This is a genomic window from Streptomyces sp. ISL-36 (assembly GCF_018614205.1).
In the GTDB taxonomy this organism is placed as follows: Bacteria; Actinomycetota; Actinomycetes; order Streptomycetales; family Streptomycetaceae; genus Streptomyces.
In genome coordinates, this window is sequence record NZ_JAGGOS010000196.1 from 1 (window position 1) to 10,837 (window position 10,837).

The 10,837-nt window shown below is 71.4% G+C and carries 7 protein-coding genes; 3 read left to right on the forward strand and 4 right to left on the reverse strand.

The window, feature by feature from the left end; all coding sequences use genetic code 11:
- Nucleotides 1–542: 542 nt before the first annotated feature.
- The 4 genes from J7E93_RS35440 to J7E93_RS35455 form a co-directional block, all read right to left on the reverse strand.
- Complete coding sequence (locus J7E93_RS35440; protein ID WP_215074153.1) at nt 543–1,046, reverse strand: ATP-binding protein; 504 nt, start codon at nt 1,044–1,046, stop codon at nt 543–545.
- Between the two features lie 111 nt (nt 1,047–1,157).
- The gene (locus J7E93_RS35445; RefSeq protein ID WP_215074154.1) at nt 1,158–1,925 is read right to left on the reverse strand and encodes an enoyl-CoA hydratase/isomerase family protein; all 768 of its coding nucleotides are present in this window, start codon (nt 1,923–1,925) and stop codon (nt 1,158–1,160) included.
- An 82-nt stretch (nt 1,926–2,007) separates the two neighbouring features.
- Nucleotides 2,008–3,261, reverse strand: a complete 1,254-nt coding sequence (locus J7E93_RS35450; protein ID WP_215074155.1) for an Ig-like domain-containing protein — start codon at nt 3,259–3,261, stop codon at nt 2,008–2,010.
- Between the two features lie 177 nt (nt 3,262–3,438).
- Nucleotides 3,439–4,647 carry an Ig-like domain-containing protein gene (locus tag J7E93_RS35455; protein ID WP_215074156.1) on the reverse strand — a complete coding sequence of 403 codons (1,209 nt, stop codon included), beginning with the start codon at nt 4,645–4,647 and terminating at the stop codon, nt 3,439–3,441.
- Nucleotides 4,648–4,811: 164 nt separating this feature from the next.
- On the opposite strand from J7E93_RS35455, the gene glgX reads away from it, so the two are divergent.
- From glgX to J7E93_RS35470, 3 genes are all read left to right on the forward strand, one after another.
- Entirely contained in the window at nt 4,812–7,040 is a 2,229-nt protein-coding gene (gene glgX / locus J7E93_RS35460; RefSeq protein WP_374105476.1) for a glycogen debranching protein GlgX, read from the forward strand.
- Between the two features lie 189 nt (nt 7,041–7,229).
- A complete protein-coding gene (locus J7E93_RS35465) occupies nt 7,230–9,050 on the forward strand; it encodes an ABC transporter ATP-binding protein (protein ID WP_215074157.1) in 1,821 nt (606 codons plus the stop codon).
- A partial coding sequence (locus tag J7E93_RS35470; protein ID WP_374105477.1) for an ABC transporter ATP-binding protein occupies nt 9,047–10,837 on the forward strand: 1,791 nt, incomplete at its 3' end. The genes J7E93_RS35465 and J7E93_RS35470, both read left to right, overlap by 4 nt.

Here is a 10,837-nt window from a genome sequence, read left to right on the forward strand (position 1 = left end):
GGCGAGGGGCGGGGGCGGCGGCGGGCGCGGCGGCGGGACGGCGCTGCTCGGCGCTCTGTTCGTCGGCGTTCGGCTGGGGACGCGTCTGCGGGCCGCAGGCGGTGGTGAGCGCGGCCGCGAGGGCGGCGGCGGCTCCCACGCGCAGGGCGTCGCGGCGGTCGGTCGGGGTCACGCGACCATTTAAGTGGCGGTATGCCTGAAAGGTAATGATTGAGCCGATTCAGGACGTTTGCGGGTCGCCCTCGCGCGCCATCATGCGGACAGGCGGAGGAAACAATCGATGAACGCCATACTTATTCATCGTTTACAAGGCGAGTCCCATGCAACACCAACGATTCACTGGCGAACTGTCCGCTTTGGTGGCGCATTGCACCAATATGGGCTTTTGGCGGTATGGCCCCCTGTCTGCCATAGTCGGAGACACGACCCCCATTGACCCGGGCCAGGTCGTCCAAGCCGCCGTGGATACACCCCCCCGATCCACGGCGCTCCACACAGAAGCCCCCCGGCGCCTCACCACGGCGGACGGGGGCTTCTGTGCGTCAGCGGTCGGACACCCTCATCTCGAACCAGGTGGTCTTGCCGCGCGGCTGCAGGTCCACGCCCCAGCGGTCGGAGAGCTTGTCGACCAGGAAGAGGCCACGGCCGCTGACGTCCAGTTCATGGACGGGCATCAGACAGGGCAGACCGCGCGAGGGGTCACGCACCTCGATCCGGATCCAGCCGCGGCGGCGCAGCATGCGCAGACCGAAGACCCGGGCCCCGGTGTGCCGGACGGCGTTGCCGACCAGTTCGGAGACGAGTAAAACGGCGTGCTCGGCGATCTGCGGGGAGAGCGACCAGTGACGCAGGACCACGCACTGGGTGAGCCGGCGGGCGATGGCGGCGGACTCGGGCCGCGAGGGCAGCCGGACATCGTCGTCGGCCGGATTCCCGTACAACTCCAGCGCTTTGAGGACTTGTTCGTCCTCGACGGCCGGTGTCCACCGTGCGGCGGTCGCACCACCGTGCTGCCGCGGCTGTTCCGTACCCTCCAGGCCCGCCATGACCACCATGATGGCCGCACGGAACGGGCCGTGTGGCCGTTCCGACGGAATCGATCCCCCGGAATCGACAATTCCAGGGGATTCTCATGACATATGCCGGAGGCAGTCGGATCAGACGAACTTCGCCTTGCCCGGCCCCTCTTCGACGAAGCTGCGCATCCCGCGCTCCCGGTCCTCGGTCGCGAACAGGCCGGCGAACCAGGTGCGCTCGATCGCGAGGCCGGTGTCGATGTCGGCCTCCAGCCCCTGGTCGACCGCCTCCTTGGCGGCGCGCAGCGCGATGGCCGGTCCCTGGGCGAGCTTGGCGGCCCAGGCGTGCGCCTGCTCGTACACCTCGGCGGCCGGGACGACACGGTCGACCAGGCCGAGCGTCAGGGCCTCGTCGGCCTTGACCATCCGGCCGGTGAAGATGAGGTCCTTGGCCTTCGAGGGGCCGACGAGACGGGAGAGGCGCTGGGTGCCGCCCGCGCCCGGGATCAGGCCGAGGAGGATCTCGGGCTGGCCGAGCTTGGCGTTGTCGGCGGCGATCCGGTAGTCGGCGCAGAGCGCCAGTTCGCAGCCGCCGCCCAGGGCGTAGCCGGTGATCGCGGCGACGACCGGCTTGGGGATGCGGGCGACCGCGGTGAAGGAGTCCTGGAGCGCGCGGGACCGCTTGACCATGGCCGCGTGGTTCATGACCTGCATCTCCTTGATGTCCGCGCCGGCCGCGAACACCTTCTCCCCGCCGTAAAGGATCACGGCCCGCACGTCGTCGCGGTCGGTCGCCTCCGCGGCGAGCTCGCGCAGCCGGTCCTGGGTGGCGATGTCGAGGGCGTTCATCGGAGGGCGGTCGAGACGGATCGTGCCGACGCCTTCGGCGACTTCGAGATTCACAGTCATACCCGGCAGGTTAGCCGCCGTTAACGACAACGGGCCCGGTGCTGTTGCTCACAGCTCCGGGCCCGTGCTCAGTCGCGTACGACTACTTGATCCACTCCGACCAGTCCATGTTCCAGCCGTTGAGGCCGTTGTCCGGCTGGATCTGCTTGTCCTTGGAGTTCTTCACGATGACCACGTCGCCGATGATCGAGCGGTCGTAGAACCAGGCCGCCGGCGTGGAGCTGTCACCCGCGCCACGGGCGTCCCGCAGACCGACGCAGCCGTGGCTGACGTTGGCCGAGCCGAACGTCCCGGAGGAGGCCCAGTAGTTGCCGTGGACGAAGGTGCCCGAGGTGGACAGACGCATCGCGTGCGGCACGTCCTTGATGTCGTATTCGCCGCCGAAGCCGACCGTGGCTCCGTTCATGCGGGTCACCTTGTACTTCTCGCTGATGACCATCTGACCGTTGTACGTGGTCGTCGACGGGGCGCCCGCGGTGATCGGGATCGTCTTGATGATCTTCCCGTCGCGCTCGACCTTCATCGTCTTCGCGCCGGCGTCGACCGTGGAGACCTGACGGCGGCCGATGGTGAAGGAGATCGTCTTCTTCTGCTTGCCGTAGACGCCCGGGCGGCCCTCGACGCCGTCCAGGTTGAAGGCGACGGTCACCTTGGTGCCGGCGGCCCAGTACTTCTCCGGACGGAAGTCGAGGCGGTCGTTGCCGAACCAGTGGCCCTCGATCTGCACGGCGGGCTCGGCGGTCACCTTGATGGCCTTCTCGACGGCCTCCGGGTTGGTGATGCCCCGGGTGAAGTTGATGGAGACCGGCATGCCGACGCCGACGGTCGAACCGTCCTCGGGCGTGTAGTGGCCGATGAAGGTGTTCTTCGGGACCAGCGTGGTGAAGGTGGTGTCCTTCGCCGACTCACGGCCCTCGGAGTCCTTCGCCACGGCGTGGACCTTGTACTGCGTACCCGCCGCCAGGTGGCCGACGGGCTGCCAGCTCGCGCCGTCCGACGCCAGCTTGCCCTCGACCTCGGTGCCCTTGGAGTCGGCGACCGTGACCGTGGTCAGCTTGCCCTGCTCCGCCGTCACCTTCAGCGCACCGCTGGTGGCGACCGACTCGGCGCCGTCCTTCGGGGCGATCGTGACGACCGCCTGCGAGGCCGCGTTCTCCTGCTTCCCGCCGCCGTTCTGCGCCGGGTCCTGTCCGCCCTTGCCGCCCGCGGCCGGGTCCCCGCCCCCGCACGCGGTGAGCACCAGGAGCATCGCCCCTGCCGCCAGAGTCCGCAGCCGCGCTCCCCCGCGCCGCCGCCCCGCCCCGGCCGATGCCCCCGATATCGGCTGCCCGTTCACTGTGGTGTTCTCCCCTCGCACGGCCTGGCACCGCCACGGCCCGCACCCCCGCGCGCATCTCTCGCGCACACAGCGTTAGATAATCACACCGCAGGACACGAAAGATCCTCGCGAATGTCACCGTTCAGTCCCAGTTGTGCGGGCGGTGTGCAGGTCCACGAGGGGAGGACGAAGGGGTCATCTCAGGGCGGAACCCGCCTTCCACTGGTTCCATTCCATGTTCCACCCTCCGAGCCCGTTGTCGGGAGCGACCTTTCGGTCACGGGAGTTGACCACTTCCACCACGTCGCCGATGAGCGTCCGGTCGAAGAACCAGCCCGCCGGGGAGTCGGAGCTGCCGCCCTTCACATCCCGCAGCCCCACACAGCCGTGGCTGACGTTGGCCGAACCGAACGTGGAGGACGCGGCCCAGTAGTTGCCGTGCAGGAAGGTCCCGGAGTCGGTCAGCCGCATCGCGTGCGGCACGTCCTTGATGTCGTACTCGCCGCCGAAACCGACCGTCCGGCCGTCCATCCGTGTCACGTCGTACAACTCCGTGACCACCATCTTTCCGTTGTACGTCGTGGTCTTGGGCGCCCCCGCCGTGATGGGCAGCGTCACCAGCACCTCGCCGTCCCTGCGCACCTCCATGGTGTGCGCGGCCGCGTCGACCACGGAGACCTGTGAACGCCCGATGGTGAACGCGACCTTCTTGCGCTGGATTCCGTACACGCCCGGCGCGCCCTCGACATCGCGGAGCGCGAGCTCGACCGTCACCTTGGTGCCCGGCTTCCAGTACTCGGCGGGGCGGAAGTCGAGCCGCTCCTTGCCGAACCAGTGGCCGACCACGTCCACCGGCGGCTCCGAGGTGATGGTGATGGCCCGTTCGACGGCCTCGCGGTTCTCGATGGCCCGGTTGAAGCCGAAGGAAACGATCATGCCGGTGCCCACCGTGGACCGGTTCTCCGGCTTGAAGTAGCCGATGAACCGGCGCTCGGGGACCACGGTGGTGAAGGTGGTGTGCCGGGCGGAGCGCCGGCCGTGCCCGTCGAGCGCCACCGCGTCCACGCTGTACTTCGCGGCCAGCGCGAGCCGCGCGTCCTGTTTCGGGCGCCAGCGCAGCCCGTCCGCGCTGATCTCCCCGGGCACCTCGGCCCGCTGGGCGTCCTCGACCTGGACGACCGTGACGCGCTCCAGGCGCCCGCTGTCCACCCTCACCTCGATCGGCCCGTCGGCGGGCACGGCCCGGCTGCCGTCCTCCGGGCTGATCCGGATGACATCGCCGGGCGCCCGTGCCTTCCCGGGCAGCGGAAGGTCCATGCCGCCCTTTTCGGTGCAGCCCGCAAGCCCGGCCACCAGTCCCGCCGTCACCAGGGCGAGCGTCACCCGCTTCAGTACGTGTTTCACGCCCGGCCCAACGACAGCCACCCTCCAGGGGAAACGTGCGTGCGGCGCATGTTGGGAGTACGGCCGTCCGGGCAGAACAGGTGGGAGGACCCTGTGCGGGGGCCGTGGCCGGGACGCCACGCTCCGCCGGGCACGGGGACCGACGAGCCGCGGGAGGCCGACAGGTGTCGAGCGCAGCCGAGCAGGAGGCGGAGGCGGAGGCGGTACGGGACGGGGTGGAGCCCTTCCCTGCCGTGCGACGGCGTGGACCGGTGGTGTGGCCGGGCGCGCCGACGCCGTTGGGTGCCCGCTGCCGGGTCGGCCCGGACGGGGTGGCGGGCACGAACTTCGCGCTGTGGGCCGGCGGGGCGGAGGCCGTCGAGCTCTGTCTCTTCGACGCCGACGGGACGGAGAGACGGCTGCCGCTGAACGAGCTGACCCATGAGATCTGGCACGGCTTCGTGCCGGGGGTGGGCTCCGGGCAGCGGTACGGGTACCGGGTGCACGGCCGCTGGGACCCGTGGACGGGTGCCCGCTGGAACCCGGCCAAGCTGCTGCTCGACCCGTACGCGCGGGCGGTGGACGGCGACTTCGCACTGCCGGCGGAGGTGTACGGACACGTCCGGGACTGGCCGCAGCAGCACGTGGCCGACACGGTGCGGGACGAGCGGGACTCGGCTCCGTTCGTCCCGAAGGGTGTCGTGGTCCAGGACGACGACGACTGGTCCGACGACCGCAGGCCCAAGACCCCCTGGCCGGACTCGGTCATCTACGAAGTGCATGTGAAGGGCTTCACCAAGCTGCACCCGGGCATCCCCGAGCAGCTGCGCGGCACGTACGCGGGCCTCGCGCACCCGGCCGCCATCGACCATCTCGTACGGCTCGGGGTGACGGCCGTCGAACTGCTGCCGGTGCACCAGTTCGCGCACGAGGACCATCTGCTGCGGCGCGGACTGCGCAACTACTGGGGCTACAACTCCGTCGGCTACTTCGCCCCGCACGCGGGCTACTCCTCGTCGGGAACGGCGGGACAGCAGGTCGGCGAGTTCAAGCGGATGGTGCGGGCGCTGCACGCCGCCGGGATCGAGGTCATCCTCGACGTGGTCTACAACCACACGGCGGAGGCGGGCGAACTCGGCCCCACGCTGTCGTTGAAGGGCATCGACAACCGGGGCTACTACCGGCTGCAGTCCGACGCCCGCCGGTACGCCGACTACACCGGTTGCGGCAACACCCTGCACGTCGTCCAGCCGCAGGTGCTGCGGCTGATCACGGACTCGCTGCGCTACTGGGTGACCGAGATGGGCGTGGACGGGTTCCGTTTCGACCTCGCGGCGGCGCTGGCCAGGTCCTTCCACGACGTCGACATGCTCTCCCCCTTTCTCGCGGTCATCGCCCAGGACCCGGTGCTGCGGCGGGTCAAGCTGATCGCCGAGCCCTGGGACGTGGGCAACGGCGGCTACCAGGTGGGCGCGTTCCCGCCGCTGTGGACGGAGTGGAACGACCGCTACCGCGACGCGGTCCGGGATTTCTGGCGCGGCGCGCTGCCGGACGTACGGGACCTGGGCTACCGCCTCTCGGGGTCGAGCGACCTGTACGCGTGGGGCGGCCGGCGCCCGTACGCCTCGGTCAACTTCATCACCGCGCACGACGGCTTCACGCTGCGGGACCTCGTGTCGTACGAGCGGAAGCACAACGAGGCCAACGGCGAGGGCAACCGGGACGGGACGAACGACAACCGGGCCTGGAACTGCGGGGCGGAGGGCGAGACCGACGACCCCGAGGTGGGCGCGCTGCGCCTGCGGCAGCTGCGCAACCTGCTGACGACCCTGCTGCTCTCGACGGGGGTACCGATGCTGGTGGCGGGCGACGAGATGGGCCGCACCCAGGGCGGCAACAACAACGCCTACTGCCAGGACAACGAGACGAGCTGGCTGGACTGGTCGCTGCCCGACGACGCCGGCCGGCGCGGTCTGCTGGAGCTGACCCGCCGGCTCCTGGCCCTGCGCCACACCCACCCGGTCCTGCGCCGCCGGGCGTTCTTCTCCGGCCGGCCGCAGGGCGCGGACGGGCTGCGGGACCTGGCGTGGTTCACGGCGGCCGGCACGGAGATGACCGAGCCCGACTGGTACGCGCCTGCGGCCACCCTCGGCCTTTTTCTGTCGGGCCGCGACATCCCGGGCCGCGACGCGCGGGGCGAACAGGTCACGGACGACAGCTTCCTGGCGATCCTGCACGCGGGCCCCGACCCGGTGGAGTTCCGGCTGCCGGGTCCGCCGTGGGCGGAGACGTACGAACTGGTCCTCGACACCTCCCTGGAGGACCAGACCCGCGCCCCGGGGACGGAGCACCGAGGCGGCGGGACGGTCACGGTGGGGGCGCGGTCGGTCCTGCTGCTGCGGGTCGGGGGGTGAGCGGGCCTCGGCGCGCGACTCACCGTGGATGGCATGGCTCAAGCCTGGGCGCGGGGGCGGTCCGCGGGCATCGGCCATCACGCTCGACCTGCGATCGTCCGATCGGCCGATGGGGGGTACGACCCGGGCTCGGCCGTGGCCGGAAAACCGGATGAGCGATGTCAGTGGTGAACCCTAGGCTCGGATCCGATGCCCGCAGAACAAGCAGTTGCCAAGGATTCCCCCGACCGTTCGACCGTGCGCTCGCTCTCGCGGCTGTGGCCCTACGTACGGCCGGTGCGTGGCCGGTGGGCCGCGGCCGCCGTGGTCGCCATCGTCGCCTCGTGCCTGTCGCTCGTCATCCCGCTCGTTCTGAAGTGGATGGTGGACGGGCCGGTGGCCGCGCGCGATCCGGGCGGAGTGTGGCGGGGAGCGCTGTACCTGCTGCTGCTGGGCATCGCGGAAGCGGTGCTGTTCGGCTTCCGGCGATGGCTGGTGGCACGGCCGCTGGCCGGCGTGGAGGCGCGCATGCGGGCCGATCTGTACCGGCATCTGCAGCGGCTGCCGATCGCCTTCCACGACCGGTGGGCCTCCGGCCAGCTGCTCTCGCGCGGCACCACCGATCTGATGCTGGTGCGGATGTTCCTCGCCTTCCCGCTGACCTTCATGCTCGTCAACGGCGTGACGGTCCTGGCCGGCTTCGTCCTGCTCCTCGGCCAGGACTGGACGCTCGGTCTGGTGCTGCTCACACCCGTGATCCCCCTCGTGGTCGCGTGCTCGCTGTTCGAGACGAAGTACGCGGTCGTCGCCCGGCGGGCCCAGGACCAGGTCGGCGATCTGACCACCGTCGTCGAGGAGAGCGTCCTCGGCATCCGGATCGTCAAGGGGTTCGGCCGTCACCGCAGTCAGGCACTCGCCTTCCGGGAGCTGGCCGAGCGGCTGCGCTCCACCGAGCTGGTGAAGGCCCGTCTGCTGGCGGGGGTCTGGGCGCTCATCACGATCATTCCCGAGCTGGCGATCGGCGCCGCGCTCGTGCTCGGCACCGTGCGGGTCGCCGACGGCGATCTGTCGGCGGGCACACTCGTCGCCTTCCTGTCGACGGCGCTCGCGCTGCGCTGGCCGGTGGAGTCCATCGGCTTCCTGCTCGCGATGAGCCAGGAGGCGGCGACGGCGACCGAACGGTACTTCGAGGTGATGGACGAACCGGAGGAGGCATCCGGGCCCGCGTCACCGGTGGCCGGGGCCCCGGACGGGGGACGGGAGCGGGCCCCGGACGCGGTACGGGACGGGCTGCGGTTCGAGGGCGTCTCGTTCCGGTACCCGGACGCGGACGCCGACGCGCCCGCCGTGCTCGACCGGATCGATCTGCACATCCGCCCCGGCGAGACCCTCGCCCTGGTCGGCGGGACCGGTTCCGGGAAGACGACGCTCACCGCCCTCGTACCGCGGCTGCACGAGGCGACCGACGGGCGGATCCTGCTCGACGGCGAGGACATCACCCTCATGGAGCGCGAACGGCTGCGCGCGCTGGTGTCGGTGGCCTTCGAGGAGCCGACGCTGTTCTCCGCGAGCGTCGGCGAGAACGTGCTGATGGGCGGTACGGAAGGAGCCGGCGAGGCCGAGCTGCGGCGGGCGCTCGGCGTGGCCCAGGCGGACGGATTCGTGGCGGCGCTCCCCCAGGGCACGGCCACGCAGGTCGGCGAACAGGGGCTGAGCCTCTCCGGCGGCCAGCGGCAGCGTCTCGCGCTGGCGCGCGCGGTCGTCGGCCGGCCCCGCTTCCTGGTCCTCGACGATCCCCTCTCGGCGCTCGACGTGCACACCGAGGCGCTGGTGGAGGCCGCGCTGCGCGAGGTGCTGCGCGAGACGACCGCCCTGGTCGTGGCGCACCGCCCGTCGACGGTGATGCTCGCGGACCGGGTGGCGCTCCTCTCGCGTGGGCGGATCGCCGCGGTGGGCACCCATCACGAACTGCTGCGGAGCAACGCCGAGTACGCCTGGCTGATGTCGGGCGAGGGGGACGAGGAGCGATGACGGACACGACGGCGGACACGACGGCGGACGCGACGCCGGACGGGCGGGGGCCGGACGGGCGGGGGCCGGACGGGCGGGGGCCGGACGGGTCCGCCGCCGGAGCGGCCGCTGCCGGCCCCGGCAGCTCGGGCGGACCCGCGGCGTCCGGCGCGTCTGGCGCGTCCCGTGCGTCCGGGGCGTCGGGGGCGTCGGGGGCGTCCGTAACCTCCGGCACATCCGGTGCGTCCGGTGCGTCCGGTGCGTCCGGCGCTTCCGGGGGCGACCCCTTCGACCAGGACGATCTGCCCGTGGCTCCAGGGGCCACGGGCGCCCTGCTGCGCTCGCTGCTCCGGGCGCACCGCGCTCGTGTCGGCGTCGCCGCGCTGGCGCTGCTGCTCCAGCAGGCCGCCGTCCAGGCCGGCCCGCTGCTCGTGGCGTACGCGATCGACCGGGGCGTACCGGCGTTCCGGAGCGGCGACCACGGCCCCGTCATGGCCGTCGCCGTGGGCTACCTGCTCTGCGCGGCGGCCGCCGGTCTGCTCCAGTACGGCTTCGTCCGTGTCGCCGCCCGCGTCAACCAGGACGTGCTCCTCGATCTGCGCGGCCGGATCTTCCGCCACGCCCAGGCGCTGAGCGTGGACTTCCACGAGCGGTACACCTCCGGCCGTCTCATCTCCCGCTCCACCACGGATGTGGAGTCCCTGCGCGAGCTGCTCGCCGAGGGGCTCCAGGAGCTGATCGGCGTCGTCCTCGCCTTCGTCTACATCGCGACGATGCTGCTCTGGCTCGACCTGGGCATCGGCGCGCTGGCCGTGGCCTCGTTCGGCCCGCTGTATCTGCTCGTACGGCTCTACCGACGGCGCGCGGCCACCGTGTTCGCCGAGCGTTCCACCGCCGTCGCGGGCGTGATCGTGAAGTTCGCGGAGACGATGAACGGCATCCGGCCGGTGCGGGCCTTCCGCAGGGAGCGGGCCAACGACGCCGACTTCGCGGTCCTCAACCACCGGCACGAGCGCAGCAACGGCGACGCGCTCCTGGAGATGGCCCGCTATGTCGTCGGTTCGCGGCTCGTCGCGAACACGGCGGTGGCCGGAATGTGTCTGTGGGGCGCGTACCGGGTGGCCGGCGGGACGCTGGCGCTCGGCGTGCTCGCGGCGGCGGTGCTGTACATGCGGCGGCTGTACGACCCGATCGACCGGCTCGGCATGTTCCTCAACTCCTACCAGTCCGCGGCCGCCTCGCTCGCCAAGATCGCGGGGCTGCTGGCGCAGGAGCCCGGTGTCCCGGAGGCCGTCGCGCCACGGGCGCTCCCCGCCTCCCGGCCGGAGAGTCCCGGCCGGGAGGTGGTCTTCGAGGGCGTGCGCTTCGCCTACCGGACCGGCGGCGAGGTGCTCCCCCGTTTCGATCTGCGGATCCCGGCCGGGCAGACGGTCGCGGTGGTTGGTTCGACGGGTGCCGGCAAGTCGACGCTCGCCAAGCTCCTCGCCCGTTTCTACGACCCGACCGAGGGGCGGGTGCTGCTCGACGGGGTCGACCTCCGGGACCTGGCGACGCCCGAACTGCGCGGGGGCGTGGTGATGGTGACGCAGGAGGCGTTCCTGTTCTCCGGCACGGTCGCGGAGAACATCGCGATCGGGCGGCCGGACGCGAGCCGCGAGGAGATCGAGCACGCGGCGAAGGCGATCGGCGCGCACGACTTCATCGCGGGGCTTCCGGACGGCTACGACACGGACGTACGCAAGCGGGGCGGGCGGATCTCCGCGGGGCAGAGGCAACTGGTCGCCTTCGCCCGCGCGTTGCTCGCGGAC